Below are 24,301 nucleotides of genomic sequence, written 5' to 3' on the forward strand. Positions count from 1 at the left end.
CCGGCGGGTCAGGTGCGCGCCAAGGCGGCGGCGGGAACCCGCTCGCCAGCACCGGCGAGGCCGTAGACGTTGAAGGTCGCGAGGATCAGCACCAGCGCCGCGCCGAACTGGTGCGCCAGCGCCAGATCGATCGGCACCTGATGCAGCAGCGTCGCGATGCCGAGCGCCGCCTGGACGGTCACGGCGGCGAGCAGCAGCCAGCCCCGTCCGGCGGCCGGCGCGGGCAGCGACCGGGCAGCGAGCGCGTAGGCGAGCGCGAGCGCCCACAGCGTATAGGCGATCATCCGGTGGCTGAACTGCACCGTGAGCGCGTTCTCGAACAGGTTGCGCCAGGCCGGATGGGCCGCCGTCAACTGCTCCAGCGGCGGCACGATGTGGCCGTCCATGAGCGGCCATGTGTTGTAGGCCATGCCGGCATCGAGCCCGGCCACCAGGCCGCCGGCGAAGATCTGCACCAGCACCAGCGCCAGCAGCGCCCAGGCCAGCGCACGCAGGCGGCCGGCCGCCTGAACCCGCACGGCGCCAGAGATGGAGCGCGCGACGCCGACCACGGCCGCGAGGATGATGCAGGCGAGGGTGAGGTGAACCGCGAGCCGGTACTGGCTCACCGAGGTGCGCTCCGTCAGGCCGGAGGCCACCATCCACCAGCCGATGGCGCCCTGGAGGCCGCCCAGCACGAACAGGCCGGAGGTCTGCGCCAGGAGCCGCCCGCGCAGCAGGCCGCGCCAGGCGAACCACAGGAACGGGATGAGGAACGCGAAGCCGATCAGCCGGCCCAGCAGGCGATGGCCCCATTCCCACCAGTAGATCCGCTTGAAATCCTCCAGGCCCATGCCCTTGTTGAGGATCGCGTATTGCGGAATGGTCTTGTACTTGTCGAACTCGGCCTGCCAGTCCGCCTTGGACATGGGGGGCAGGGCGCCGGTGACGGGCTTCCATTCGGTGATGGAGAGGCCGGATTCGGTCAGCCGGGTCGCGCCTCCCACCACGATCATGGCGACGATCAGGGCGGCGACCGCGTAGAGCCAGATGCGGACCGGGGCGAGCGCGCGCGGCGCGCTCAGGTGCGAACTCGAAACCGCCTGCGACATTCTCGGCTTCTCCGGCCCTCGTTCTTAAGCCCTCCCGCAGGTTCCGTTATAGAGGGCGGGCGCGCGGCGCAAGGGATGGAGTGTCGCCCCCGCCGGGGGCGCGCGGCGCGCGGTCAATGAGAGGTCCTGATGCCCCAGCGTTTGCGCAAGTTCATCGGCGCGGTCCTCATGCTGATCCTGGTGGTGGTCTGGGCGCTCGGCGCCATGACCATCGCCCAGGGTCGCGTCACCGAGCTGCATTGGGCGCTGCAGACGGTGTGCTACGTGCTGCTCGGCACCTTGTGGGTGATCCCGGCCGGGGCGCTCATCTGGTGGATGGAGCAGCCCGACCGCCGCGCCTGAGGCTCAGGCGGCGCCGGCGAGCGGCAGCGGGAGCTGCCCGGCCTTGCGGCCCTTGCGCTTGCGCCGCGGCGCCTCAGGCTCGCCGGCCGGAGGCTGGGGCTGGTCCTGCGCATCGATGCTGGGCGGCGCCAGCGTGTCCGGATCGTCCACCGCCGCGGGCGGATCGAAGGCGCGGGCCGACAGGCACAGCATGGCGACCCGCTTGAAGCTGTGCGCGGCGATGGCGTCGTAGCTCTGCACTGCGGCGGTCGCGGGCGTCTCCTCGCCATGGATGCACACCAGCAGCGGATCGAGCTGCGCCAGGCGCTCGGCGCCGCGGCTGCCGGCGAGGCTCGGCGCCGCCACCACCACGTGGTCGTAGGTCTGGCGCAGGGCGCCCAGCACCAGGACGAGGCGTTCCGCCCCCACCATGCCGGGTCCGCCGCGCGCGTCGCGCCCCGGCGGGATGACGTGGGCGCGCGAATGGGCATCGCGGTGGATGGTCTCGCCGAAGCCGGCGACGCCGAACAGCAGTTCGCTTACGCCCGGCGCGCGGGGATCGGAGACCAGCGCGCCGAGTTCCTCGGCGCTGCCGTCGAGGGCGATGAGCGCGACCCGCGCGTCCTCCGCCAGCCGGCGCGCCAGCTCCACGGCGCAGCGCGCCGAGGCCTCGGGCCAGTCGTCGGACGTGACGAGGGCGACCTGCCCCATGGGCGCGGAGGGCGGCATCAAAGCGGTGAGCCGCTCCACCGCCGCGGCGGCGTCGAGGCCGCGGTCGTCTCCCGCGTCCAGCCACTGCACGCGGATGTCGCCTTCCAGCTCGCGCGGCAGGTCGTCCGCCTCCACCTGGCCCGCCAGGATCGGACGGCGGCGCATGCGGCCGGTGATGAGGAGCGCCGAAAGGGCGCCGAGCAGCACGACGACGAGCACCGGCCGCGGCGGATCGGGCAGCATGGGCAGGGCGGCGGACGGGCCGCGCCGCATCACCGGCAGCGCGAAGCCCTGCGCCTCGGCTTCCGCCTGGGCGCGCGCCGAGGCCTGGAGGTCGAGAAGCGCCGAGACATAGGCATTGGCGATGCGCGCGGCGAGCGCGGCGCTCGGCGCGGAAACGGATATCTCGAGCGCCCGGCCGCCCCGCTCGGGCCGCACCTCGATGTTCTCCATGAGGCGCCAGGCGGCGCGGGCCGCGGACGAGCGGAAATCCTGGGTCGCCGCCGCGATGGTGCCGCCGGCGGACAGCCGCGCCACGTCGGCGGCGTCGAGCTTCTGCAGCGCATCGTGCGCCATCTCGCGCGAGGCGATGAGCTGCGCCATGCCGCGGGTGACGACGGCCGGCGGCTCGGCGCCGACCTCGAACGCCACGGTGCTGAAGGCGGTGAAGCGCAGCGGGAAGAGGGCAAGCACCGCCGCCACGGCGAGCGCGCCCCAGGCGACGGCCCGAACCGAGGGGCGAGCCCGCCGCACGCCGCTGAACGCGTATGCGCTCTCTTGTGCGCTCTCGTGCACCATGTCGTGCGCCATCGGCCGACTGCCTCGATTCGCGACGGTGTGCCGCGACTGTGCAGCAGACCCGAACATGGTTGAGGCTTGGTAAACGCCAACGCGCGCAGCCCCGCTTGCCGGCATTTGCGCCACGTTCCGTTGCGGAATCGACTTTCGGCTTCCGCGTCGGCGCGTTGCAGCTTGGCGCCCTCGCTCTCAGGGCCTATTCATGCGCCGCCCGCCTCGCGGGTCCCATATCCCCGCACGAGAGGCGAGACCGCACCATGCGCATCCTTGTCACCAACGACGATGGCATTCACGCGCCGGGCCTCGACGCCTGCGCCCGGATCGCCGCCGCGCTCTCGGACGACGTGTGGGTGGTGGCGCCGGAATTCGACCAGTCGGGCGTCGCCCATTCGCTCTCGCTGTCCGATCCGCTGCGCCTGCGGCAGGTGGAGGAGCGCCGCTTCGCCGTGAAGGGCACGCCGACCGACTGCGTCATCATGGCGGTGCGCCACCTGATGTTCGAGAACCCGCCCGATTTGGTGCTCTCGGGCGTCAATCGCGGCCAGAACATCGCCGAGGACGTGAGCTATTCCGGCACGGTGGCGGGCGCCATCGAGGGCACCATCCTCGGCATCCCCTCCATCGCGCTGTCGCAGGCCTTCGGCATCAAGAGCCGGGAAAATCCCAGCTTCGTCACCGCCGAGACCCACGCTCCGGACATCGTCCGGCGGCTGCTCGCCGAAGGCATTCCGCCGGGCATCGTGCTGAACGTGAACTTTCCCGACCGCGCGCCGGACGAGATCACCGGCATCGCCGCGACCTTCCAGGGTAAGCGCGACCAGAAGCTGATGCGTATCGATGCGCGGCGCGACGGGCGCAACAATCCCTATTACTGGATCGCGTTCGAGCGCCGCATCTTCGACACCGCCCCGGGCTCGGACCTGCGCGCCCTCGACGAGGGCCGCATCTCGGTCACGCCGCTGCGCCTCGACATGACCGACGAGCCGCTGATGACCCGCCTCGCTCTGCTGTTCGCGGAGAAGTAGGGGCGGGGCCTTCGGCTGCCGCTCCCCCCTCCCCGCAAGGGGGAGGAGAGCCGGCGAGGTGCCATCCACGCCCCCACATCTGGCCAAACCCCCGTCCTTGCCCGTATAAGCACCGCGTCGGACGCGCTCCCGGAGCGCGGCCGATGTTCGTGTTTCAGCGCAAAGGTGGCCCATGTCCGGCACTACGAGCGGCCTGGAGAGATCGAGCGGCGGGCTGGACCCGCGCCGGCGGCGCATCCTGTTCCGCGCCCGTCACCGGGGCATGCGGGAGATGGACTACATCATGGGCCGCTTCGTCGACGCCGAGGTGGAGGGCCTCAGCGAGCCGGAGCTGGACGAGCTGGAAATCCTGCTCGACGCCCAGGACCAGGAGGTCTTCTCCTGGATCTGCGGCACCCTTGCCGTGCCCGCCGAGCGCGACACCCCCTTCTTCCGCCGGCTGAGGGACTTCCACCTCTCCGGCCGCGGCCGCGCCGGCTGAAAGGCCGCCCAGTTTCCTGATCCGGAGTTCACCGTGAAGCGTCTCCGCCTTGTCGCCGAGGCCCTGGAAAAGGGCCGGCCGCTCATCCTCTCGCGTGTCGCCGACGGCATGGAGGGCATGGCGGTGGCCGACCTCGCCCGGTCGGTGGCTGCGGCCAAGGACGCGCCCTGGCCCAGCCTTCTGGTGATCTGCCGCGACGGCCAGCGCCTCGCCGCTCTCGAACGCGGCCTCGCCTTCTTCGCGCCGGAACTCCAGGTGTTCGCCTTCCCCTCGTGGGACTGCCTGCCCTATGACCGCGCCTCGCCCAACGCCGCCATCGTCGCCCGCCGCATGGCGACGCTCGCCCGCCTCGCGCGGGTGAAGGGCGGGCCGGCGAGCGTGGTGCTCACCACCGTCAACGCCACCGTGCAGCGCGTGCCGGCCAAGGGGCTGGTGGCGGCGCAGTCGCTCTCCGCCGCGCCGGGCAACGCCATCGCCCTCGACGGGGTGACGCAATGGGCCGAGCAGAACGGCTTCCTGCGCACCCCGACCGTGCGCGACACCGGCGAATATGCGGTGCGCGGCGGCCTGATCGACCTGTTCCCGCCCGGCCTCGACCAGCCAATCCGGCTCGATTTCTTCGGCGACACGCTGGAGAGCATCCGCGCCTTCGACCCCGAGACCCAACGCACCACAGGGCAATTGAAGTCGCTCGACCTCGTGCCCATGGCCGAGTTCCAGCTCACCACCGACACCATGCGCCGCTTCCGCCAGGCCTATGTGAGCGCGTTCGGCGCCGCCCAGCGCGGCGACACGCTCTACGAGGCGGTCAGCGAGGGCCGGCGCCATGCCGGCATGGAGCACTGGCTGCCGCTGTTCCACGAGCGCATGGACACGCTGTTCGACTATGTGGAGGCGACGCCGCTGGTGCTGGACGCGCTGGCCGACGAGGCGGCGGGCGAGAGAATCGCGCAGATCGCCGACTATTATGCCGCGCGCAAGGACGCGCTGGAGCACCCCGCCGGCGGCCCGGTCTACAACCCCCTGCCGCCCGACCGGCTCTATCTCACCGGGCCGGAATGGACGAAGCGCATCACGGGAGGCCGCATCGCCCGCCTGACGCCGTTCGCGGCGCCCGAGGAGGCAGGGGGGAACGTCATCGACCTCGGCGGCGCGCAGGGCCGCTCCTTCGCCGCCGAGCGGGCGGACCCGGAGGGCAACGTCTTCGACGCCGCCGTCGCTTATGTGCGCGAGCTTCAGAAGGCGAAGAAGGTGATCCTCGCGGGCTGGTCGGAAGGCTCGCGCGAGCGCCTCGGCACGGTGCTGGCGGACCACGGCCTCACCGGCACAGCCCCGATCTCGCGGTTCGACAGCCTCGCCGCGCTGCCCAAGACCCAGGCCGCGCTCGCGATCTATGGCGTCGAGGCTGGCTTCGAGACGCCGGACTTCGCCCTGATCGGCGAGCAGGACATCCTCGGCGACCGCCTCGTGCGCCCCAAGCGCAAGGCGCGCCGGCCGCAGGACGTGATCTCCGAGCTGACCGCGCTCACCGCCGGCGATCTTGTGGTGCATGTGGACCACGGCATCGGCCGCTTCGTCGGGCTGAAAGCCATCGAGGCCATGGGCGCGCCGCACGACTGCCTGGAAATCCACTATGCCGGCGGCGACAAGCTGTTCCTGCCGGTGGAGAATCTCGAACTCCTGAGCCGCTACGGCTCCGAGGATACCGAGGCCCAGCTCGACAAGCTCGGCGGCGGCGGCTGGCAGGCGCGCAAGGCGCGCATGAAGAAGCGCATCCGCGAGATGGCGGCCGAGCTCATCAAGATCGCTGCCGCGCGCCAGCTCGGCGAGGCGCCGCGCCTCGTCCCCGCGGCCGGGCTGTATGACGAGTTCCGCGCCCGCTTCCCCTATGAGGAGACCGACGACCAGGAGGCCGCCATCGACGCGGTGCTGGACGACCTCGGGTCGGGACGCCCCATGGACCGCCTGGTCTGCGGCGACGTGGGCTTCGGCAAGACCGAGGTGGCGCTCCGGGCGGCCTTTGCGGTGGCGCTCTCCGGCAAGCAGGTGGCGGTGGTGGTGCCCACCACGCTGCTCGCGCGCCAGCACTTCAAGACCTTCACCGAGCGCTTCAAGGGCCTGCCGGTGAACATCGCCCAGGCCTCGCGCATGGTCACGGGCAAGGAACTGACGGCAGTCAAGGCCGGCATTTCGGGCGGCACCGTCGACATCGTCGTCGGCACCCATGCGCTGCTGGGAAAGTCCATCCACTTCAAGGACCTCGGCCTCGTCATCGTCGACGAGGAGCAGCATTTCGGGGTCGCCCACAAGGAGCGCCTGAAGCAGCTTCGCGCCGAGGTCCACGTGCTGACGCTGACCGCGACGCCGATCCCGCGCACGCTCCAGCTCGCCATGACCGGGGTGCGCGAACTCTCCATCATCGCCACGCCGCCGGTGGACCGCCTGGCGGTGCGCACCTTCGTGACGCCGTTCGACCCGCTGATCGTGCGCGAGGCGTTGCTGCGCGAGCGCTATCGCGGCGGCCAGAGCTTCTACGTGGTGCCGCGCATCGAGGACCTCGCCGAGGTGCGGACCTTCCTGGAGGCCTCGGTTCCGGAGGTGAAGGTGGCGGTGGCCCATGGCCAACTGGCCGCCGGCGCGCTGGAGGACATCATGACCGCCTTCTATGACGGCCAGTACGATGTCCTGCTCTCCACCACCATCGTGGAATCCGGGCTCGACGTGCCCAATGCCAACACGCTGATCGTCCACCGCGCCGACATGTTCGGCCTCGCCCAGCTCTACCAGCTGCGCGGCCGGGTCGGCCGGGCGAAGCAGCGCGCCTATGCCATCTTCACCTTGCCGGCGGCGAAGCCCGTGACGGCGCAGGCGGAGCGGCGGCTCAAGGTGCTGCAGTCGCTGGAGACCCTCGGCGCCGGCTTCCAGCTGGCGAGCCACGACCTCGACATCCGCGGCGCCGGCAACCTGCTGGGCGACGAGCAGTCGGGCCACATCAAGGAGGTGGGCTACGAACTCTACCAGGAGATGCTTCAGGAGGCGATCGCCCACATCAAGGCCGGGATCACCGACTTCGTGGACGACAAGTGGTCGCCCAACATCACCATCGGGACTCCGGTGCTGATCCCGGAGGACTACGTGGCGGACCTGCATGTCCGTCTCGCCTTGTACCGCCGCCTCGCCGACCTCCAGGAGGACCAGGAGATCGACGGGTTCTCGGCCGAGCTGACCGACCGCTTCGGCCCGGCGCCCGAGGAGGTCGGGCACCTGGTCGAGCTGGCCAAGATCAAGGCCCTGGCGCGCAAGGCCAATGTGGAGAAGGTGGACGCCGGCCCGAAGGGCGTGGTGCTGGGCTTCCGCGACAACGAGTTTGCCGATCCCTCCGGCCTCGTGAAGCTGATCGGCCAGGAAGGTCCGCAGGCCAAGGTGCGGCCCGACTTCAAGGTGGTGTTCCTGCGCGACTGGCCGAAGCCCGAGGCGCGGGTGAAGGGGACGCTCGCTATCCTCAAGAAGCTGGCTGCTCTTTCAGGCCGGAAACAAATGGCGTAAGGAAATACCTATACGGCCTCAGAATTGAGGGCAGACGGTTCTCCCTGTGCCGTCGAGACCTGACGCCGCGATGAGTGAGGGGCGCACTCGGGATGAGCAATCTGCGTTTACGGCTGTTCCGGCTGTGGCCCAGGCACCTCGAGATGCTCGTTCCGCTCGTATTCGTCGCCACGTTGCTGCTGGTCTCGGTGGTCTACCTGCTGCTTGATTTCCAGCGCATGCGCATGGAGTTGAGCGACCGCTACCAGGCGCATGCCTCCGGTCTGCTGCGGTGGACCGAGGCCAACCTGGACACCATCGCGACGGAGTTGCGGAAATCAGCCGAGGGTGCCCGCGATCTGTGCTCCGGCGAGGCCATGGCAAGCCTGCGCCAGGGGATCAACACTCTGGTGCCGCTGACCGCGCTGGAGTTGCGGTCCAGCGATGGAGAGGCCTGCACCTGGCGCCCGGCGAAAGCTCCGCCTCCGACATGCGCCGGCGCCGCCGATGCCGGCACGGTGCGGGTTCCGATGAGTCTCGGAGAGGGTTGGCACGCTATCCTGGACGTGCGCGGCGCCTGCCTGTTTTCCGCGCTTGCGCCGTCGGACATGGCCTTCACTGTGGGCCGGAGCATGCGGCCCCGGACGAAGGCTGAACCCGCGGCCCGACAGGCGGGGACTGCGAAACAGGTGTGGAGCAGCTTTCTCGGCACGCTCGAAGTGGAAGCCGTTTCCGGGCGATGGCCGGTGGCGGTCCGGGTGGAGATTGGCGGCGCCTCCGTCGTCCACAACTGGATCAAGGAACTGCCGCTGCAGCTCAGCCTGATCGGTGGACTGAGCCTCGCCTTGTGGTTCGGCCCCATGTCGGTGGTGCGCAGTCGCCTCTCGGTGGAAGGCCAAGTGCGGCGGGCACTGCGACGCAACGATTTCTTCCTGGCCTATCTGCCAACCGTCGAGCTGTCGTCGCGCAACTGGGTGGGGGCGGAGGCGCTGCTGCGCTGGCGGCACGCCCGCTACGGCGTGCTGATGCCCGGCGCCTTCATTCCCTGGATCGAGGCGAGCCCGTTGATCCATGACACCACCCGCTGGGTGATGATCCGGGCGGCGCGCGATCTGCCCGAGATGTCACGCTGCATCCCGGATTTCTCCCTGTCGGTAAATGTCCCGCCAAATCAGATCGCCGACCCCCGGCTGATCGATCTGGCCGACGAGGCGTTCGGCACGCAGCCATACGCCATGTGCCAGGTCGTGATCGAGATGACGGAACGCCAGATGCTGGATCACAACGCGCCGGCGTTGCGCCACGTGCTCGCCGAGCTGCGGCGCCGCGGCGCGCAGATCGCCATCGACGATTTCGGCTCGGGTTTCTCGAACCTCACGGCCTTGGGGATGATCGACGCCGACCATGTGAAGATCGATCGTTCCTTCCTGCAGGAAGAGGCGTGGACCCAGCCAAACATGCTGGAGGCGATGATGCCGCTCCTCAGGGATATCGGCGTGCTGGTCATCGCCGAGGGGATCGAGACCGAGCGCCAACTGGACCGGGTGCGTCGCTGTGGCATCCGGTTCGCGCAGGGCTTTCTGTTCGCCCGTCCGATGGAGCTGGATGCCCTGCTCGCAAGGCTGGCAAACGAGGCCGAACGCTTAAGGGCGTGACGCGGCCGCCAAGAATATTGGTATTGAAACTCCATGAACGGCGGCGCCAGACAGGCGCCGCCGTCGAGCCCGCACGTGCGGGGCGGCCTTGCTCTACTTGATGCCGAGCGCGCCGCCGACGGTGCCGCCCACGGCACCGATCGTGCCGCCCACGGCGGCGCCGACCGGGCCAGCCGCTTTGTCGCCGGCCTTGGCGCCTTTCTCGGCGCCGCTCACGGCACCCTTCGCGCCGCCCTTCACGCCGCCGACGACGCCACCGCCGGCGCCGCCCACCGTGGCGCCAACGCCCGCGCCGACCGGGCCGGCGGCCTCGTTGCCGACCGCCGCACCCTTCTGCGCGCCTTCCTTGGCGCCCTGAACCACGCCCTGCGCGGCCGCGGCCGCCGGGGCGAGAGCGATGGCGAGAACGGCAACGGCCTTGATGATGGTCTTCATGGCTGATCCCTCCGAGATCGTCGCCCGCGCCGACGATGCGCGCGCGGGTCATAGCCAAGATAACGCTGGGACGCGCGATTTCGATCCCCGGCAATGCGAAAGTTACCGGCGTTTCCGGTCACGACTTCCGGTCGACCGCCCGGCTGTAGACGAAGCCGCGCTTGCCGTCTGCGACCACCTCGCACCACGACTTGCAGCCGATCAGCGTCACACGCGCATTCCGGTCCAGCTGGCCGATTGCCGAGGCGCCGCGGCGCGGGCCGGAGCGCATGGTCACGTCGAACACGATCCGGGCGGTACGCTCGGCTGCGACTTGCGGGCGCTCCGGTGGGAGGGGAGCGGGCGCGGGCATGGCCGTTTCGAGCGCGGCGACCTGCGGCCCCGGCGCCGCGCTGGCCACGGTATCCGGCACGGCGCCGGCCTCACGGGCTGGCGCGGTGGCCGGCCCGGGTTGGTCGCCGGCGGCGGGAAGGGGCTCCAGAAAGGCGGGGCGCGCGAAATCTTCTGCAGTCGGCGCGACCTCGGCCTTCGGCCGTTCCGGTGCCGCCGGGCTGCCGAGGATGGACGCGGCCTTGATCGCGAGGCGCCGGTGATCCTCGGGGGCTGGCGCCGGGGCCGTCGCCTCGACGAACTGGAAGGCCAGCAGCCCGCCGCCGCCGAGAATGACCGCGCAGGCGGCGATGGCCAGCAGACGCCACAAAGCGGGCAGGGTGACGCCTTCGGCCCGCGGAATCCGCGAGCGCACGGCCGGACGCCGACGGGCTGACGCCTTCGAGAGCATCGCCTCTGAAACGGTTCGGGGCGCAATGCGCCGCTGCGCGCGCTGGAGGCCCGACATGTATCCCCTCCTCGCCTTCCGTGCAGCCACAAGCTCACACAGATGGCGGTTGATATTCGGTGAAGCCGCCCGGCCTCACGTTCTCCCTTTCCGCAAGTTGGTACCCGGTCCATTGCCAGGCAGTGGGTCCGGAAACGCACGGATACTGTAAAGCAATTGCGGCCGTTATTGGCCCGATACAGAAGCGCACCCGGCGGGTTACGCGCATCGGCTCACCTGTCCTCTGGGGAAGAGGGCAGCCTGAGAGCCAGTCTGGAAACGCAAGACCGGGTACCGGCGCCGTTTCGCCGTCGTGCTCCGGCCAAGCCCGGCCAAGCCCGCTGGTGTGGACGTGCGGGGGCTGTGAAAGGCGACCTTCGTTGCGTTTCCAAACGGGCTCTGAGCGCAGATGGCGCCGCGGCCGTCGCGCTATGATCGCGTGCAATGGCACCGCCTTTGCTGCATCATGGAACCCTTCCATGGAGGGGGCTTCCATGTTCAATCCCTTGACGCTTCTCGGCATCCATACCTGGTTCAGCCTCGTCGCCATCGCGGCGGGGATCGTCGTTCTGCTCGGCCTGATCCGGGGCGATACGCGGCCGGCCGGCACCGGGGTTTTCCTCGCCACGGCCGTGCTCACCAGCGTCACCGGCTTCTTCTTTCCGTTCTCTGAGGTGAAGCCCTCCCACATCGTCGGCGGGATCGCGCTCCTCATCCTCGCGGTGGCGCTCTACGGGCTCTATGGCCGCGACCTCGGCGGGCGCTGGCGCGCCATCTATGTGGGCAGCGCGGTGGCGAGCCTCTATCTGCTGGTGTTCGTGGGGGTGGCGCAGGCCTTCGCCAAGATCGGCGCGCTCCAGGCGCTGGCGCCGACCCAGTCGGAGCCGCCGTTCGCCATCGCCCAGGGCATCGTCCTGGTGCTGTTCGTGGCGCTCGGCTGGCGCGCGGTGACGCGCGGCGGTGGCGGCGGCGGGCCGCTCGCGGCCTGAACAGTCAGCGTCCGGGCACGCGCCACCAGGTCTCCGGCAGGGTGCCATAGAGCGAGGCCCGGGCCGGGCGGGCGATGCGGGTCCAGCGCGCGAGCCATTGGCCTGGCGTGTGGAACAGCGGAATGGCGTAGGCGCCCGACAAAAGCGCCCGGTCGAGCGCGCGCGCGGCGGCGATGAAGGCGTCCTCGTCCTTGGCATCGACCAGGGCCGTCACGGCAGCATCCACCGCCGGGCTCTTCGCGCCCATATAGTTGCGCGTGCCCGGCGTATCGGCGCTGGCGGAGCCGAAATAGAAGGCCTGCTCGTTGCCCGGCGAGAGCGACTGGCTCCAGATCGCCGGCACCATGTCGAAGTCGTAGGCGTTGCGGCGGGCGTCGAACTGCACCGCATCCACGAACCGCACCCGCGCGGTGATGCCGGCGCGCTCCAACTGGCTCGCATAAGCGAGGGCCAGGCGCTCCTGGTCCCGCGTCGCCACCATGATCTCGAAGGCCAGCGGCTCGCCGGTGGCGACCCTGCGGACGAGTCCGTTCGCGAGGTGCCAGCCGGCCTGCTCCAGCAGGGCGAACGCGGCGCGCCGCCGGGTGCGGTCCCGGCCCGAGCCGTCGGAGACCGGCGGCACCAGCGTGCCGAGCAGCGCCTCGGGAACGATCTCGCTCGCGAACGGGCCGAGAATGGCCGTCTCGCGCGCGTCGGCCGCGCGGCCGAGGCTCGACAGCTCGCTGTCCTGGAAGAAGCTGCGCGTGCGGGCATAGAGCCCGTGGTAGAAATTGCGGTCGAGCCACTCGAAGTCGAACAATTCGGTCAGCGCGCGCCGCACGCGGATGTCCGCGAAGACCGGACGGCGGGTGTTGAACACCAGTGCCGAATAGGGCTTGGGCGTGCCGGTGGGGATCACCTCGCGCACCACCTCACCGGAGCGGGCGGCGGGAAAGTCGTAGCCGGTCTCCCAGCGCCCCGGATCCGTCTCGAAGCGGGCATCGACGAGGCCCTTCTTGAAGGCCTCGAACTCGCTGTTGGCATCCCGGAAATAGAGAAACCGCAAGGTGTCGAAATTGTAGAGACCGCGGTTGACCGGCAGGTCGCGGCCCCAATAGTCCGGACGCAGGGCCAAGGTGAGGCTCGCGCCGGCCTCGGCCGCCTCCACTTTGTACGGGCCGGTGCCGAGCGGGGCCGTCAGGCTGGTTTCCGCGAATCGCTCCGGATCGACCGAGGCGCGCGAGAACACCGGCATCAGTCCCATGATGAGCGGCAGTTCCGGGTCGGGCTCGGCGAAGGTGAATCGCACCCGTCCGTCCGGCAATGCTTCGGCCTTTGCGACCTTGGAATAATAGAGCCGGTGGTTCGGCCGCCCCTGGTCGCGCATCAGCACATGGGAGAACAGCACGTCGTCGGCGGTGACCGGCGTGCCGTCGGAAAACCGCGCGCGGGGATCGATCTCGAATTCCACGAAGCTGCGCGCGGCGTCGGTGGTGGCGGCGCGGGCGATCAGCGGATAGAGCGTGAACGGCTCGTCGAACGAGCGCGCCATCAGGCTCTCGACCACGTAGCCGCGCACGAACGGCGCCGCCGAGCCCTTGACGATGAAGGGGTTGAGGCTGTCGAAGGTGCCGGTGAGGGAGAGCGTCAGCCGCCCGCCCTTGGGCGCGTCGGGATTGGCATAGGGGAAGGCCGGAAAGCCCGCCGGCAGATCGGGCGCGCCGCGCATGGCGATAGCCGGCGCCGCGCGCCCGGGATCGTCCGCCGCGATCGCCGGCGACGCGGCGGAAGGCAGGGCCAAAGCGAGGCTGAAGCCTATGGCGGCGCGGTGCATCGCGCATTTGAGCCGTTCCATGCGTGCTCCTGCGTTTCGCGCCGTCGGCGGCCTGTGGGCGTCCCTGTTGGCCGTCCTTTCTTGGCCGCAATCCTGGGCAAGGTATGGCGCTCGCCCCCCGAGGGGAAAACCGAGTCGCGTTTGCCACCATCTTGCCTTAATTGACCCTGAGACAGCCGGGGTCGCAGAGGGGGTGCTGGCCCGGCGCCGAGCGCAAGACGATTTCGGCGACAGCCACCACAGGAAAGGCCACAATGCTTAATATCCCATTCATCGGACGGCTCACGGCTGGGGGCGCCGCCACGCTGGTCGCTGTGGCGCTTGCGGGATCGGCTTTCGCCCAGACGCCCGCCACCAAGCCCGCCCCGGCCAAGCCCGCCGCCCAGGCACCGGCAGCCCAGGCACCCGCCGGTGCCCCGGCGCAGGGCGCGCCTGCCGAGGAGCCCAAGTTCTCGGCCTCGCCGTGGCAGAAGATCTGCCAGGACATCCCCGAGAACAAGAAGCAGGTCTGCGTGCTGAGCCAGGTGCTCGGCGTCGAGAACCAGGCCATCGCCAAGGTCGACCTGATCGAGGTGAAGGACGAGACCCGCCGCCGCCTGACCATCGCCGTGCCGCTGGGCATGCGCCTGCAGCCGGGCATGCGCATCACCCTCGACAAGGACCCGGTGGCGGTTCCGTTCGTGATCTGCCAGCCCATGCCGGGCGGCGGCGCCACCTGCATCGGCGAGGCCGAGGTCAACGCGGACTTCATCGGCAAGATGAAGAAGGCGAACGCCATCTATCTCCAGATGATGAACGGCCAGGGCCGCACCCTCAGCCTGCCCATCTCCAACAGCGACTTCACCAAGGTCTATGACGGCCCCGGCGTCGACGCCAAGGTGGCGATGGAGCAGGAGCGCAAGCGCATGGAAGAGGCGGAAGCCGCCAAGAAGGCGCAGGACGAGCAGGGCAAGGCCGCGCTGCTGAAGAAGGGCCAGGAGCTGGAGCGCGCCAAGGCGCAGGGCACCGCGCCGAAGTGATGACCGCGCCGGCAGCGCCTCAGGGGGCGGCCGGCGGGCCTGACAGGCTCGAAATGAAGAACGCCGGGCCGCGATGCGCGCCCGGCGTTTTTTGTTCGATCGTTCGAAGCCGTCCGATGTCGACGGCGGGGCGACAGCTGCCTGCTCAGTTCAGCAGGTCTGAGCGCACCCGCCAGCCGCCCTCGCCATCCTGCGACAGCGCCTCGACCACCTTGGGGTGGCGCACAGGCTCGTCCGAAAGGTCGCGCTCCAGGTTCTGCTCGGACACATAGGCCACGTACTCGCTGTCGGCATTCTCGGCGAACAGGTGGTAGAAGGGCTGGTCCTTGTCGGGGCGGATGTCCTCGGGAATGGCGAGCCACCATTCCTCGGTGTTGTCGAAGGTCGGGTCCACGTCGAATACCACGCCGCGGAACGGGAAGTGCTTGTGGCGCACCACCTCGCCGATGCGGAACTTGGCGGTGCGGAACGTGCCCGCCTCCGTATCCTGCATCATGGCCGGACGCTGCGCCGCCGCCGAAGCGGTGAGCGCGCCGGCCGGATCGCCCGCGCCGGCCTTCTCCCGCATCCCGGACTTCACAGATGCGCCCATGGTCCTCAACTCCCGCTCATTCGCCGCGATTGTGTCACAATCCGTAGGCCTTGCCCATTTGCGGATCCTTTGCCGCGACAATGCGCGCCAGATCGACAATGACCTTGGCCTGCTTCCAGGTGGCGTCGTCCTGCATCTTGCCGTCGATCATCACTGCGCCGGCACCGTCCGGCATGGCCTCCAGAATGCGCAGCGCGAATGCCACCTCGCCTGGATCGGGCGAGAACACGCGCTTGGCGATGTCAATCTGGGTCGGGTGCAGCGTCCAGGCGCCGACGCAGCCTTGGAGGAAGGCGTTGCGGAACTGGCTCTCGCAGGCGGCAAGGTCCGCGAAGTCGCCGAACGGCCCGTAGAACGGCTTGATGCCGTTGGCGGTGCAGGCGTCCACCATCTTGCCGACCGTGTAGTGCCACAGGTCCTGCTGGAACCCGGTGCGCGGCTTGTCGCCGTCCGGGTCGGCCAGCACCTGGTAGTCGGGATGGCCGCCGCCGACGCGGGTGGTCTTCATGGCGCGCGAGGCGGCGAGGTCGGCGGGGCCGAGGCTCATGCCGTGCATGCGGGGGGAGGCGGCGGCGATCGCCTCCACGTTCTTCACCCCTTCGGCGGTCTCCAGGATGGCGTGGATCAGGATCGGCTTGCCGATGGCGTGCTTCGCCTCAAGCTGGGCCAGGAGCTGGTCGAGATAATGGATGTCCCACGGCCCGTCGACCTTGGGCAGCATGATGACGTCCAGCTTGGCGCCCACGCTGGAGACGATCTGGACGATGTCGTCCAGCACCCACGGGCTGTTGAGGCAGTTGATGCGGGTCCACAGGCCGGTCGCGCCGAAGTCCACCGCCTTCGCCATCTCGATGAAGCCGGCGCGCGCCGCCTCCTTGGCGTCCATGGGGATGGCGTCCTCCAGGTTGCCCAGCACCACGTCCACCTGGGCGGCGATGTCCGGCACCTTGGCGCGCATCTTCTCCAGATGCGGCGGCACGAAATGGATCATGCGCTCCAGCCGCACCGGAAGCTCGCGATAGGGCGCAGGCGCGCCGATGGCGAGCGGCTTGAAGAAATTGCGCGGCAGCTTCATGGACGTCCCCCGGATGGCCCGGCCGAGTTCGCGACGAGGGGAGCGTTTTCCTCGTGCGCTTGGCCTTGATGTGCAATGCAGCATAGCCGGGCGCCGGGCGCAACTTCACCGCGCGGCGGGCGCCAGCGGCCGTGTGCGCGATCTTGGCGGGCGATCTTGGGCTGTGCCAGAGTGGCGCCGCCGCCGCGCGGGGGCGATCGCGAGTCGCGTCGGCCGGTTGCGGGGCGCTGCCTGAGGCGGCGCGGACAGGAGTTCGCAGATGAACGACCAGGCCTACGCGTTCCTCAGCCAGCCGGGCGTCGGCTTCTTCTCCATGATCCTCATCGGCGTCATCGCCGGATGGGTCGCCGAGCGGATCACCGAGAGCAACCACGGCCTCCTTACCAACCTCATCGTCGGCGTGGCGGGTGCCTTTGTCGGCGGCGAGCTCGCCTCCCTGCTGAACATCGAGGTGTTCGGCTTCTTCCGCACCCTGGTCGCAGCCATCGTCGGCGCCATCATCCTGCTGTGGGCCTGGCGCGCGCTGCGCGGGCGCTGAAGGAGAAGAACATGGGCTTCTTCGTTTCGATCATCGTCGGCATCCTCGCCGGCTACATCGCCGAGAAGGTGATGAACTCCACCGGCGGGCTGTGGACCAACCTGTTCGTCGGCATCGTCGGCGGCATGCTGGGGTGGTGGGTGGTGGGGCTGCTCGGCCTCACCTATATCCAGCGCGACGGGTTCGTGGACAGCGTGGTGGTCTCCGCCTGCGGGGCGGTGCTGCTGCTCGCCATCTGGCGCGCCGTCCGCGGCAGGAAGCCGGCCTGAGGCCCACCGTCGCGCCGCGTTTCCCGCAGGGCAGGGCGGCGCGCGGGCGGTTCCGGCCCGCGCAGGATTATTCTATGCTCCGGGCTTCGTCCCGAAGCGCGCCGCGGCCTCGCACCGGCAGGGCCGCGCAGCTGGAAAGCGTTGCATGGTCACCGTCATCGACAATCTGAACCGCCCCCGCCACCCCGAGAAGGCCAACCGCCCCCTCACCGAGGTGCTGCGCAAGCCGGACTGGATCCGCGTCAAGGCGCCGGGCTCGGCGGCGTGGTCGAAGACCGCCGGGATCGTGCGCGCGGGCGGCCTCCACACGGTGTGCGAGGAGGCGAGCTGCCCCAATATCGGCGAGTGCTGGGAGAAGAAGCACGCCACCTTCATGATCATGGGCGACACCTGCACCCGCGCCTGCGCCTTCTGCAACGTGCGCACCGGCATGCCGGACGCGCTCGACGCGGGCGAGCCGCAGAAGGTGGCGGACGCGGTGGCGAGCCTCGGACTCTCCCATGTGGTCATCACCTCCGTGGACCGGGACGACCTCTCGGACGGCGGCGGCGAGCACTTCGCCCGCACCATCCTGGCGATCCGCGCGGCGAGCCCTTCCACCACCATCGAGATCCTCACCCCCGACTTCCTGCGCAAGGACGGGGCGCTGGAGGTGGTGGTCGCGGCGCGTCCGGACGTGTTCAACCACAATCTGGAGACCGTGCCCTCCAAGTATCTGTCGGTCCGTCCGGGCGCGCGTTACTTCCATTCGCTGCGGCTGCTGCAGAAGGTGAAGGAACTGGACGGCACCATCTTCACCAAGTCCGGCATCATGGTCGGCCTCGGCGAGGAGCGGCCCGAAGTGCTTCAGCTCATGGACGATTTGCGCTCGGCAGACGTCGACTTCATCACCATCGGCCAGTATCTCCAGCCGACCCGGCGCCACCACAAGGTCGAGCGCTTCGTGACGCCGGACGAGTTCAAGGCGTTCGAGACGGTGGCCTATGCCAAGGGCTTCGCGATGGTCTCGTCCAGCCCCCTGACACGCTCGTCGCACCATGCCGGCGAGGACTTCGAGAAGCTTCGCAAGGCCCGCGCGGCGAAGCTCGGGCGGGGCTGATGCCCGCGTTCTCGTCCAGCCGCACGGTCGCCCATTCCGCCGCCGACATGTTCGACCTGGTGGCGGACGTGGAGCGCTATCCCGAGTTCGTTCCGCTCTGCCAGTCGCTGCGCATCAAGCGCCGCACCAAGTCGGACGAGGGCGTCGAGGTGCTCGTCGCCGACATGACGGTCGCCTACAAGCTGATCCGCGAGACCTTCACCTCGCGGGTCACGCTCGACCGGCCGCGGCTGGTGATCCATGTGGAGTATCTTGACGGGCCGTTCAGCCGTCTGGACAACCGCTGGGAATTCCTCGCGCTCGGCGAGCGCAGGTCCGAGGTGAAGTTCCACATCTCCTACGAGTTCCGCTCGCGCGCCCTCGGCCTCGTCATGGGCGCCATGTTCGACGCCGCCTTCCGCCGCTTCGCCGATGCGTTCGAGGCGCGGGCGGACGCGATCTACGGCGCCAAGGCCTGAGGCCGCAGGGTCACGCCCGCGCTGCCGCCTCCAGCAGCAAATCGAGCGCCACCAGCACCGAGCGGCGCCGGATCTCGTCGCGGCCCAGCTCGCCGAACAGCATGCGGCGATGGACCGTCTCGCCGCCCACAACCGCGCAGCCGAAATGCACGAGGCCGACCGGCTTCTCGGTCGAGCCGCCGCCGGGACCGGCGACGCCGGTGACCGAAACGGCCGCCTGCACCGGCGCGCGGGCAATCGCCCCCTCGGCCATGGCGCGCGCGGTCTGCTCGCTCACCGCGCCATAGGCCGCGAGCACCGCTTCGGGCACGCCGACGAGCTCGCTCTTCGCCCGGTTGGAATAGGTGACGAAGCCGCGCTCCACCACGTCGGACGAGCCGGCGACGGCGGTCAGCGCGCCGGCCACCAGGCCGCCGGTGCAGGATTCCACCGTCGCGAGCATCAGCCCCTTGGCCCGGAAGGCGGCGAGGACGGACTCGGCGTGGGCGGCGGTCGCAGCGTCGAACATGGGCCTACTCCGCCAGCGGCAGCCGCACGGTGGCGCTCGCCATGGCGGCGATGCCCTCGCGCCGGCCGGTGAAGCCGAGCTGCTCTGTGGTGGTGGCCTTCACGCTGATCCGGCTTTCGGGCACGCCGGTGATGCGGGCGATGGCGGTGCGGATCGCCGGCCGGTGCGGACCGACCTTGGGCGCCTCGCAGATCAGCGTGAGGTCGAGATGGGCGATGCGCCCGCCCAGCGCCGCTACCTTCTCCACCGCGTGGGCGAGGAACTGGTCGGAGGCCGCGCCCTTCCACTTGGGATCGGAGGGCGGGAAATGGGTGCCGATGTCGCCGTCGCAGATGGCGCCAAGCACCGCGTCGGTGAGCGCGTGCAGGCCCACATCGGCATCCGAATGCCCGGCGAGGCCGAACGGATGCGCGATGGCGACGCCGCCCAGCATCACATGGTCGCCCGGCCCGAAGGCATGGACGTCGAAGCCGGTGCCGGTGCGCACGTCGGCGAGGGCGCAGAGGCCTCCGCCGGCGCGGGACAGGGCGGCGTCCGCCTCGGCGATGTCGGCGGCTGAAGTGAGCTTCACGTTGCTAGCCTCTCCCTCGAAGGTGAAGACGGGCCGGCCGGCCCATTCCAGGACGGCGGCGTCGTCGGTCAGGTCGTCGACGCCGGCCGTGGCGGCGGCGGCATGGGCCGCCGCGAGATCGGCGAGGCGGAACGCCTGCGGCGTCTGCACCGCCCGCAAGGCGGACCGGGGCAGGGTGGCCACCACCTGCCCCTCGGCATCCACCTGCTTGATGGTGTCCGTGACCGGCACCACAGGGACGGCCGCGCCGGAGGCCCGCGCCGCGGCGACCGCCCGGGCGATCAGCGCATCGCTCGCGAACGGACGGGCAGCGTCATGGACGAGCACGATTTCGTGTGCCGCAAAGTCAAGCGCTGCCAGTCCGGCCCGGACGGATGCCTGTCGCGTGTCACCCCCCGCAACCGGTGCAAGAATTTTGGGCAAGCCCTCCGCGGCCTCCCTAAAGAGGTCCGAATCGTCGCTATGGATAACCGTAAGCACGGCCGAAACGTCCGGGTGCGACGCAAACAGACGCAGCGTGCGACGCAGCACGCATTCGCCGCCGATACGTTGATATTGCTTGGGCAGCGCCCCTCCGGCCCGGGTGCCCCGACCGGCGGCGACCACGAGTGCAACGCAATGCATGAGGCTTCATCCTGTTCAGCCTCACCTTCAAGCGCGCCCGCGGTCCGGGCGCAAGGGGCGGGCAAGCGGCGGAGCGCGGAACGGAGCCTTGTCAGCCTGCGTGATGGGCACTGCGCAGGAACTTCGCAGACGCCCCTTGCACGCGCGCAGCATTTGTCTAATGTGTAGGCAGAACCATGGTGGCCTAATTTCTGTGCAAGAGAGTCGAAATATTTCACCCCCCACGTTGCGGATCGGCCCGCACGAGCTGCCGAACGGCGTGATCCTCGCCCCCATGGCCGGCATCACGGACGCCCCTTTCCGCCGCATGGCGGTGCGCTACGGCGCGGGGCTGGCCGTATCCGAGATGGTGGCGAGCGCCGCGCTCATGGAAGGGCGGCCGGAAATGGTGCTCAAGGCGGAAGGACGCGGCATGGGCCTGCACGCGGTGCAGTTGGCCGGCAACGACCCCTACTGGATGGGCGAGGCGGCGCGCCTCGCCGAGAGCGCGGGCGCGGCCATCGTCGACATCAACATGGGCTGCCCCTCGAAGCGCGTCATCACCGGCGCCGCCGGGGCGGCCCTGCTGCGCGACCTGCCGCTCGCCCGCCGCATCATCGCGGCGGTGCGCAAGGCTGTGCGCATCCCGGTCACGCTCAAGACCCGCCTCGGCTGGGACGACGGCGCGCCGACCGCGGTCACGCTGGCGCAGGCGGCCGAGGCGGAAGGGGTCGCCATGGTGACGATCCACGGCCGCACGCGCTGCCAGTTCTATGACGGCCGCGCCGACTGGAGCGCGATCCGCGCCGTGAAGGACGCGCTCGCCATTCCGGTCATCGCCAATGGCGACGTGACGCGGCCCGAACACGCCCCCGCCATCCGCGCCGCCTCCGGCGCGGACGGGGTGATGATCGGGCGCGGCGCGCAGGGCCGGCCCTGGTTTCCCGGCCAGGCGGCGCGCGCGCTCGCGGGCCGCCCGGTGCCGCCGGACCCGGATGTCGGCGAGCAGCGCGACGTGCTGCTGGAACTCTATGACGGCTGGCTCAGCCATTACGGCACCGAACTCGGCGTCCGGCAGGCGCGCAAGCATATCGGCTGGGCGCTCGCCGCCGCGGGGCAGGGGGCCGCCGAGGGAGCGGACTTCGTCGCCCGCTGGCGGCGTCCGCTCCTCACTGAAGATGATCCCACGAGGGTCGCGGCGGGCATCCGCGCGGCCTATCACGAACTCGATCGGAGGGCAGCGGCATGAAGGCCGAGGCCAAGCGCCGGCACGAGGCGGAACTGGGCCTGACCCGGGCCATCCTCGATGCCGTTCCCCATCCCGTCCTCACCGTCTCCGACACCGGCTTCGTGGTGGACGCGAACGTGGCGGCGGAAGCCTTCTTCGAGGTGAGCGCGCCTTTGCTGCGCCGCCGTCCGTTCGCGGAGTTCGTGCCGTTCGGCACGCCGCTGCTCGGCCTGATCGACCAGGTGCGCGCCCGCGGCGCGCCGGTGAACGAATATCGCGTCGACCTCGGCACGCCGCGCAACGGCGGCGAGCGGGTGGTGGACATCCACGTCGCGCCGGTCACCGAGCGGCCGGACCACGTGGTGGTGATGCTCCAGGAGCGCACCATCGCCGACAAGATGGACCGCCAGCTCACCCATCGCGGCGCCGCCCGCTCCGTGAGTGCGCTCGCCTCCATGCTGGCGCACGAAATCAAGAACCCGCTCTCCGGCATCCGCGGCGCGGCGCAGTTGCTGGAGCAGTCCGCCGGCGACGAGGATCGCGCGCTCACGCGCCTGATCTGCGACGAGGCGGACCGGATCGTGAAGCTGGTGGACCGCATGGAGGTGTTCTCCGACGAGCGCCCCGTGGAGCGCGAGCCGGTCAACATCCACGCCGTGCTGGAGCATGTGCGGACCCTGGCGTCGTCAGGCTTTGCGCGGCATATCCGGTTCCACGAGGAATACGATCCCTCGCTGCCGCCGGTGCTGGCCAACCGCGACCAGCTCATCCAGGTCTTTCTCAATCTGGTGAAGAATGCGGCGGAGGCGATCGATCCCGATCAGGACGGCGAGATCTATCTCACCACCGCCTTCCGGCCCGGCGTGCGCCTGACGGTGCCCGGCTCGAACTCGCGCGTCAGCCTGCCGCTGGAGTTCTGCGTGCGCGACAACGGCAAGGGCGTGCCCGACGACCTCGTGCCCCATCTGTTCGACCCGTTCGTGACCACCAAGCCGACTGGAAGTGGCCTCGGTCTTGCTTTGGTCGCCAAGATCATCGGCGACCACGGTGGCATCGTCGAATGCGACAGCCAGCCCCGCCGCACAACCTTCCGCGTGCTCCTGCCCATGTATCGCGGCAAGAGCCTAGCAAACGAGGACAACTGAGGTGTCCATGCCCTCCGGAAGCATCCTGGTCGCCGACGACGACGCCGCGATCCGCACGGTGCTCAACCAGGCCCTGTCTCGGGCCGGTTATGAAGTGCGCTCGTGCGGCAATGCCGCGACCCTCTGGCGCTGGGTGAGCCAGGGCGACGGCGATCTCGTCATCACCGACGTGGTGATGCCCGACGAGAACGCCTTCGATCTCCTGCCGCGCATCAAGAAGGCGCGGCCGGAACTGCCGGTCATCGTCATGAGCGCGCAGAACACGTTCATGACCGCCATCCGCGCCTCCGAGCGCGGAGCCTACGAATACTTGCCCAAGCCGTTCGACCTGAAGGAGCTGATCTCCATCGTCGGCCGCGCGCTCGCCGAACCCAAGAAGGGCGACCTCCACGGGCTGCGCTCCGAGGAGCAGGACAACATCCCGCTGGTCGGCCGCTCGCCCGCCATGCAGGAGATCTACCGCCTGCTCGCGCGCCTCATGCAGACCGACCTCACGGTGATGATCGCCGGCGAGAGCGGCACCGGAAAGGAGCTGGTGGCGCGCGCGCTGCACGACTACGGCAAGCGCCGCACCGGGCCGTTCGTCGCCATCAACATGGCGGCGATCCCGCGCGATCTGATCGAGAGCGAGCTGTTCGGCCATGAGAAGGGCTCGTTCACCGGCGCCACCACGCGCAATTCCGGACGCTTCGAGCAGGCCGAGGGCGGCACGCTGTTCCTGGACGAGATCGGCGACATGCCCATGGAGGCGCAGACCCGCCTCCTGCGCGTGCTCCAGCAGGGCGAGTATACGACGGTGGGCGGCCGCACGCCCATCAAGACCGACGTGCGCATCATCGCCGCCACCAACAAGGACCTGCGCACCCTGATCCAGCAGGGCCTGTTCCGCGAGGACCTGTTCTTCCGCCTCAACGTGGTGCCGCTGCGCCTGCCGCCCTTGCGCGAGCGCTCCGAGGACGTGCCGGACCTGGTGCGCCACTTCTTTCTCCAGGCCGAGCGCGAGGGCCTGCCGGCCAAGCAGATCGATACCGCCGCGCTCGACCGGCTGAAGCGCTATCGCTGGCCCGGCAACGTGCGCGAGCTGGAGAACTTGGTGCGCCGCCTCGCCGCGCTCTATCCGCAGGAGGTGATCACCCCGGCCATCATCGATGCCGAGCTGTCGGAGCCGCTCCCGAACGCTCTGTCCGAGGACGCGCCCGGCGATGCCACCCTGGCCGCCTCCGTGGAGCGCCACCTCAACGCCTATTTCGGCGGCTTCGGCGAGGACCTGCCGCCGCCCGGCCTCTATCACCGCATCCTGAAGGACGTGGAGTATCCGCTTCTGTCCGCTGCGCTGGCGGCGACCCGGGGCAACCAGATCAAGGCCGCCGAACTGCTCGGCCTCAACCGGAACACGCTGCGCAAGAAGATCCGCGACCTCGACATTCAGGTCATCCGCACCAGCCGGTGAGCGCGCCCGCGCCCGACGCCGCGCCGCGTCGGCGCCCCACGTCGGGCTGCGGCCGGCAACCTATGATGGTATGCGCGAACCGAGC

General features: G+C 69.9%; 23 protein-coding genes. 14 read left to right on the forward strand and 9 right to left on the reverse strand.

The features are described from left to right. Positions 1 to 8: 8 nt before the first annotated feature. On the reverse strand, positions 9 to 1,091 hold the full coding sequence (locus D9R14_RS12610; RefSeq protein WP_121623687.1) for a COX15/CtaA family protein: 1,083 nt from the start codon (positions 1,089 to 1,091) through the stop codon (positions 9 to 11). A 129-nt stretch (positions 1,092 to 1,220) separates the two neighbouring features. Between D9R14_RS12610 and D9R14_RS12615 the strand changes: the two genes are divergently transcribed. Then, positions 1,221 to 1,433, forward strand: a complete 213-nt coding sequence (locus D9R14_RS12615; RefSeq protein ID WP_121623688.1) for a DUF2842 domain-containing protein — start codon at positions 1,221 to 1,223, stop codon at positions 1,431 to 1,433. 3 nt (positions 1,434 to 1,436) lie between these two features. Here D9R14_RS12615 and D9R14_RS12620 read toward each other — a convergent pair whose 3' ends face one another. Next, positions 1,437 to 2,933, reverse strand: coding sequence for a hypothetical protein (locus D9R14_RS12620; RefSeq protein WP_121623689.1), 1,497 nt, complete (start codon positions 2,931 to 2,933; stop codon positions 1,437 to 1,439). Between the two features lie 245 nt (positions 2,934 to 3,178). On the opposite strand from D9R14_RS12620, the gene surE reads away from it, so the two are divergent. The 4 genes from surE to D9R14_RS12640 all read left to right on the forward strand — a co-directional run bounded on the left by surE (position 3,179) and on the right by D9R14_RS12640 (position 9,607). After that, entirely contained in the window at positions 3,179 to 3,946 is a 768-nt protein-coding gene (gene surE, locus D9R14_RS12625) for a 5'/3'-nucleotidase SurE (protein ID WP_121623690.1), read from the forward strand. A gap of 172 nt (positions 3,947 to 4,118) precedes the next feature. After that, complete coding sequence (locus D9R14_RS12630) at positions 4,119 to 4,427, forward strand: FAD assembly factor SdhE (protein ID WP_121623691.1); 309 nt, start codon at positions 4,119 to 4,121, stop codon at positions 4,425 to 4,427. A 33-nt stretch (positions 4,428 to 4,460) separates the two neighbouring features. Beyond that, positions 4,461 to 7,973 (forward strand): transcription-repair coupling factor, encoded by a 3,513-nt coding sequence (gene mfd, locus D9R14_RS12635; protein WP_121623692.1) that lies wholly within the window; start codon positions 4,461 to 4,463, stop codon positions 7,971 to 7,973. 92 nt (positions 7,974 to 8,065) lie between these two features. Continuing rightward, complete coding sequence (locus D9R14_RS12640) at positions 8,066 to 9,607, forward strand: EAL domain-containing protein (protein WP_121623693.1); 1,542 nt, start codon at positions 8,066 to 8,068, stop codon at positions 9,605 to 9,607. 93 nt (positions 9,608 to 9,700) lie between these two features. Here the strand turns inward: D9R14_RS12640 and D9R14_RS12645 are convergent, their stop codons facing one another. Together D9R14_RS12645 and D9R14_RS12650 are read right to left on the reverse strand one after the other, a co-directional pair. Beyond that, positions 9,701 to 10,042 carry a bacteriocin gene (locus D9R14_RS12645; protein WP_121623694.1) on the reverse strand — a complete coding sequence of 114 codons (342 nt, stop codon included), beginning with the start codon at positions 10,040 to 10,042 and terminating at the stop codon, positions 9,701 to 9,703. Positions 10,043 to 10,160: 118 nt separating this feature from the next. After that, a complete protein-coding gene (locus D9R14_RS12650; RefSeq protein ID WP_121623695.1) occupies positions 10,161 to 10,880 on the reverse strand; it encodes an SH3 domain-containing protein in 720 nt (239 codons plus the stop codon). A gap of 473 nt (positions 10,881 to 11,353) precedes the next feature. On the opposite strand from D9R14_RS12650, the gene D9R14_RS12655 reads away from it, so the two are divergent. Beyond that, positions 11,354 to 11,848, forward strand: a complete 495-nt coding sequence (locus D9R14_RS12655; RefSeq protein WP_121623696.1) for a hypothetical protein — start codon at positions 11,354 to 11,356, stop codon at positions 11,846 to 11,848. A 4-nt stretch (positions 11,849 to 11,852) separates the two neighbouring features. On the opposite strand, the gene D9R14_RS12660 is transcribed toward D9R14_RS12655, so the two are convergent. Next, a complete protein-coding gene (locus D9R14_RS12660) occupies positions 11,853 to 13,682 on the reverse strand; it encodes an extracellular solute-binding protein (protein ID WP_394010697.1) in 1,830 nt (609 codons plus the stop codon). A gap of 233 nt (positions 13,683 to 13,915) precedes the next feature. Here D9R14_RS12660 and D9R14_RS12665 point away from each other — a divergent pair, with 233 nt between their 5' ends. Further along, positions 13,916 to 14,680 carry an invasion associated locus B family protein gene (locus tag D9R14_RS12665; protein ID WP_121623697.1) on the forward strand — a complete coding sequence of 255 codons (765 nt, stop codon included), beginning with the start codon at positions 13,916 to 13,918 and terminating at the stop codon, positions 14,678 to 14,680. A gap of 145 nt (positions 14,681 to 14,825) precedes the next feature. Here D9R14_RS12665 and hspQ read toward each other — a convergent pair whose 3' ends face one another. Together hspQ and D9R14_RS12675 are read right to left on the reverse strand one after the other, a co-directional pair. Beyond that, complete coding sequence (hspQ, locus tag D9R14_RS12670) at positions 14,826 to 15,173, reverse strand: heat shock protein HspQ (RefSeq protein WP_121623764.1); 348 nt, start codon at positions 15,171 to 15,173, stop codon at positions 14,826 to 14,828. 133 nt (positions 15,174 to 15,306) lie between these two features. Continuing rightward, on the reverse strand, positions 15,307 to 16,347 hold the full coding sequence (locus tag D9R14_RS12675; RefSeq protein WP_121623698.1) for an HpcH/HpaI aldolase/citrate lyase family protein: 1,041 nt from the start codon (positions 16,345 to 16,347) through the stop codon (positions 15,307 to 15,309). Between the two features lie 259 nt (positions 16,348 to 16,606). Here D9R14_RS12675 and D9R14_RS12680 point away from each other — a divergent pair, with 259 nt between their 5' ends. The 4 genes from D9R14_RS12680 to D9R14_RS12695 all read left to right on the forward strand — a co-directional run bounded on the left by D9R14_RS12680 (position 16,607) and on the right by D9R14_RS12695 (position 18,711). Beyond that, positions 16,607 to 16,885, forward strand: a complete 279-nt coding sequence (locus tag D9R14_RS12680) for a GlsB/YeaQ/YmgE family stress response membrane protein (protein WP_121623699.1) — start codon at positions 16,607 to 16,609, stop codon at positions 16,883 to 16,885. A gap of 11 nt (positions 16,886 to 16,896) precedes the next feature. After that, entirely contained in the window at positions 16,897 to 17,154 is a 258-nt protein-coding gene (locus D9R14_RS12685; protein WP_121623765.1) for a GlsB/YeaQ/YmgE family stress response membrane protein, read from the forward strand. 145 nt (positions 17,155 to 17,299) lie between these two features. Continuing rightward, positions 17,300 to 18,253 carry a lipoyl synthase gene (gene lipA / locus D9R14_RS12690; protein WP_121623700.1) on the forward strand — a complete coding sequence of 318 codons (954 nt, stop codon included), beginning with the start codon at positions 17,300 to 17,302 and terminating at the stop codon, positions 18,251 to 18,253. Further along, positions 18,253 to 18,711, forward strand: a complete 459-nt coding sequence (locus D9R14_RS12695) for a type II toxin-antitoxin system RatA family toxin (RefSeq protein ID WP_121623701.1) — start codon at positions 18,253 to 18,255, stop codon at positions 18,709 to 18,711. Before lipA ends, D9R14_RS12695 begins: the two co-directional genes overlap by 1 nt. Before the next feature lie 10 nt (positions 18,712 to 18,721). Here the strand turns inward: D9R14_RS12695 and D9R14_RS12700 are convergent, their stop codons facing one another. Continuing rightward, entirely contained in the window at positions 18,722 to 19,219 is a 498-nt protein-coding gene (locus D9R14_RS12700) for a CinA family protein (RefSeq protein WP_121623702.1), read from the reverse strand. 4 nt (positions 19,220 to 19,223) lie between these two features. After that, positions 19,224 to 20,414, reverse strand: a complete 1,191-nt coding sequence (locus D9R14_RS12705) for a bifunctional 2-C-methyl-D-erythritol 4-phosphate cytidylyltransferase/2-C-methyl-D-erythritol 2,4-cyclodiphosphate synthase (protein ID WP_121623703.1) — start codon at positions 20,412 to 20,414, stop codon at positions 19,224 to 19,226. A 160-nt stretch (positions 20,415 to 20,574) separates the two neighbouring features. Between D9R14_RS12705 and dusB the strand changes: the two genes are divergently transcribed. From dusB to ntrC, 3 genes are read left to right on the forward strand one after another with little or no spacing between them, the layout of a single operon-like run. After that, entirely contained in the window at positions 20,575 to 21,642 is a 1,068-nt protein-coding gene (gene dusB, locus D9R14_RS12710; RefSeq protein ID WP_121623704.1) for a tRNA dihydrouridine synthase DusB, read from the forward strand. After that, positions 21,639 to 22,766 (forward strand): two-component system sensor histidine kinase NtrB, encoded by a 1,128-nt coding sequence (locus D9R14_RS12715; protein WP_121623705.1) that lies wholly within the window; start codon positions 21,639 to 21,641, stop codon positions 22,764 to 22,766. The genes dusB and D9R14_RS12715 overlap by 4 nt, the downstream gene beginning before the upstream one ends. Positions 22,767 to 22,773: 7 nt before the next feature. Then, a complete protein-coding gene (gene ntrC / locus D9R14_RS12720; RefSeq protein WP_121623766.1) occupies positions 22,774 to 24,216 on the forward strand; it encodes a nitrogen regulation protein NR(I) in 1,443 nt (480 codons plus the stop codon). Positions 24,217 to 24,301: the final 85 nt, after the last annotated feature.

It is taken from the genome of Xanthobacter tagetidis (genome assembly GCF_003667445.1).
Taxonomy (GTDB): Bacteria; Pseudomonadota; Alphaproteobacteria; order Rhizobiales; family Xanthobacteraceae; genus Xanthobacter; species Xanthobacter tagetidis.

Excerpts from the sequence above, each read along its gene's own strand:
- D9R14_RS12685 (WP_121623765.1), top strand. The coding sequence starts at position 16,897 with ATGGGCTTCTTCGTTTCGATCATCGTCGGCATCCTCGCCGGCTACATC.
- lipA (WP_121623700.1), top strand. The coding sequence starts at position 17,300 with ATGGTCACCGTCATCGACAATCTGAACCGCCCCCGCCACCCCGAGAAG.
- D9R14_RS12650 (WP_121623695.1), bottom strand. The coding sequence starts at position 10,880 with ATGTCGGGCCTCCAGCGCGCGCAGCGGCGCATTGCGCCCCGAACCGTT.
- D9R14_RS12665 (WP_121623697.1), top strand. The coding sequence starts at position 13,916 with ATGCTTAATATCCCATTCATCGGACGGCTCACGGCTGGGGGCGCCGCC.
- D9R14_RS12695 (WP_121623701.1), top strand. The coding sequence starts at position 18,253 with ATGCCCGCGTTCTCGTCCAGCCGCACGGTCGCCCATTCCGCCGCCGAC.
- D9R14_RS12620 (WP_121623689.1), bottom strand. The coding sequence starts at position 2,933 with ATGGCGCACGACATGGTGCACGAGAGCGCACAAGAGAGCGCATACGCG.
- D9R14_RS12660 (WP_394010697.1), bottom strand. The coding sequence starts at position 13,682 with ATGGAACGGCTCAAATGCGCGATGCACCGCGCCGCCATAGGCTTCAGC.
- dusB (WP_121623704.1), top strand. The coding sequence starts at position 20,575 with ATGTGTAGGCAGAACCATGGTGGCCTAATTTCTGTGCAAGAGAGTCGA.
- D9R14_RS12715 (WP_121623705.1), top strand. The coding sequence starts at position 21,639 with ATGAAGGCCGAGGCCAAGCGCCGGCACGAGGCGGAACTGGGCCTGACC.
- D9R14_RS12645 (WP_121623694.1), bottom strand. The coding sequence starts at position 10,042 with ATGAAGACCATCATCAAGGCCGTTGCCGTTCTCGCCATCGCTCTCGCC.
- D9R14_RS12610 (WP_121623687.1), bottom strand. The coding sequence starts at position 1,091 with ATGTCGCAGGCGGTTTCGAGTTCGCACCTGAGCGCGCCGCGCGCGCTC.
- D9R14_RS12655 (WP_121623696.1), top strand. The coding sequence starts at position 11,354 with ATGTTCAATCCCTTGACGCTTCTCGGCATCCATACCTGGTTCAGCCTC.
- ntrC (WP_121623766.1), top strand. The coding sequence starts at position 22,774 with ATGCCCTCCGGAAGCATCCTGGTCGCCGACGACGACGCCGCGATCCGC.
- D9R14_RS12675 (WP_121623698.1), bottom strand. The coding sequence starts at position 16,347 with ATGAAGCTGCCGCGCAATTTCTTCAAGCCGCTCGCCATCGGCGCGCCT.
- D9R14_RS12640 (WP_121623693.1), top strand. The coding sequence starts at position 8,066 with ATGAGCAATCTGCGTTTACGGCTGTTCCGGCTGTGGCCCAGGCACCTC.
- D9R14_RS12615 (WP_121623688.1), top strand. The coding sequence starts at position 1,221 with ATGCCCCAGCGTTTGCGCAAGTTCATCGGCGCGGTCCTCATGCTGATC.
- D9R14_RS12630 (WP_121623691.1), top strand. The coding sequence starts at position 4,119 with ATGTCCGGCACTACGAGCGGCCTGGAGAGATCGAGCGGCGGGCTGGAC.
- D9R14_RS12680 (WP_121623699.1), top strand. The coding sequence starts at position 16,607 with ATGAACGACCAGGCCTACGCGTTCCTCAGCCAGCCGGGCGTCGGCTTC.
- D9R14_RS12705 (WP_121623703.1), bottom strand. The coding sequence starts at position 20,414 with ATGCATTGCGTTGCACTCGTGGTCGCCGCCGGTCGGGGCACCCGGGCC.
- hspQ (WP_121623764.1), bottom strand. The coding sequence starts at position 15,173 with ATGCAGGATACGGAGGCGGGCACGTTCCGCACCGCCAAGTTCCGCATC.
- D9R14_RS12700 (WP_121623702.1), bottom strand. The coding sequence starts at position 19,219 with ATGTTCGACGCTGCGACCGCCGCCCACGCCGAGTCCGTCCTCGCCGCC.
- surE (WP_121623690.1), top strand. The coding sequence starts at position 3,179 with ATGCGCATCCTTGTCACCAACGACGATGGCATTCACGCGCCGGGCCTC.